Here is a 1722-nt window from a genome sequence, read left to right as displayed (position 1 = left end):
TTTATAATATGGAAGATACAAACATTTGCGAAGTCAATTTCGCTAGTAAATTCGTTTAACAACTGTTAAACAACAACAAAAAAAGATTGAGTTATACTCAAGCTTTTCAATTTTAAATTGAGAGTTTGATCCTGGCTCAGGATGAACGCTGGCGGCGTGCCTAATACATGCAAGTCGAACGCATTGTGGTTGAAATGATATGAAGAACTTGTTCAGATTTGATTTTCAACATTGCAATGAGTGGCGAACGGGTGAGTAACACGTGGGAAACCTACCTCTTAGCAGGGGATAACATTTGGAAACAAATGCTAATACCGTATAATAATTAAAACCGCATGGTTTTAGTTTAAAAGATGGTCTTGCTATCACTAAGAGATGGTCCCGCGGTGTATTAGTTAGTTGGTGAGGTAATGGCTCACCAAGACAATGATACATAGCCGAGTTGAGAGACTGACCGGCCACAATGGGACTGAGACACGGCCCATACTCCTACGGGAGGCAGCAGTAGGGAATCTTCCACAATGGACGAAAGTCTGATGGAGCAACGCCGCGTGTGTGATGAAGGGTTTCGGCTCGTAAAACACTGTTGTAAGAGAAGAATGACATTGAGAGTAACTGTTCAATGTGTGACGGTATCTTACCAGAAAGGAACGGCTAAATACGTGCCAGCAGCCGCGGTAATACGTATGTTCCAAGCGTTATCCGGATTTATTGGGCGTAAAGCGAGCGCAGACGGTTATTTAAGTCTGAAGTGAAAGCCCTCGGCTCAACCGAGGAATTGCTTTGGAAACTGGATAACTTGAGTGCAGTAGAGGAAAGTGGAACTCCATGTGTAGCGGTGAAATGCGTAGATATATGGAAGAACACCAGTGGCGAAGGCGGCTTTCTGGACTGTAACTGACGTTGAGGCTCGAAAGTGTGGGTAGCAAACAGGATTAGATACCCTGGTAGTCCACACTGTAAACGATGAGTGCTAGTTGTTCGAGGGTTTCCGCCCTTGAGTGACGAAGCTAACGCATTAAGCACTCCGCCTGGGGAGTACGACCGCAAGGTTGAAACTCAAAGGAATTGACGGGGACCCGCACAAGCGGTGGAGCATGTGGTTTAATTCGAAGCAACGCGAAGAACCTTACCAGGTCTTGACATCCTTTGACCACTCCAGAGATGGAGCTTTCCCTTCGGGGACAAAGTGACAGGTGGTGCATGGTTGTCGTCAGCTCGTGTCGTGAGATGTTGGGTTAAGTCCCGCAACGAGCGCAACCCTTATTGTTAGTTGCCAGCATTTAGTTGGGCACTCTAGCAAGACTGCCGGTGACAAACCGGAGGAAGGCGGGGATGACGTCAAATCATCATGCCCCTTATGACCTGGGCTACACACGTGCTACAATGGCAAGTACAACGAGTCGCCAACCCGCGAGGGTGCGCAAATCTCTTAAAGCTTGTCTCAGTTCGGACTGTAGGCTGCAACTCGCCTACACGAAGTCGGAATCGCTAGTAATCGCGGATCAGCACGCCGCGGTGAATACGTTCCCGGGTCTTGTACACACCGCCCGTCACACCATGAGAGTTTGTAACACCCAAAGTCGGTGAGGTAACCTTTTATTAGGAGCCAGCCGCCTAAGGTGGGACAGATGATTAGGGTGAAGTCGTAACAAGGTAGCCGTAGGAGAACCTGCGGCTGGATCACCTCCTTTCTAAGGAAAATCGGAAACCTGCATATTC

At 47.9% G+C, this 1722-nt stretch carries 1 rRNA gene; it reads left to right on the top strand.

From position 1 onward, the window contains the following. Nucleotides 1-113: 113 nt before the first annotated feature. Nucleotides 114-1694 (top strand): 16S ribosomal RNA (locus tag JC2156_RS06595). Nucleotides 1695-1722 lie beyond the last annotated feature (28 nt).

It is taken from the genome of Weissella koreensis KCTC 3621, from assembly GCF_000277645.1.
This window is presented reverse-complemented; position numbering and strand designations above follow the sequence as displayed.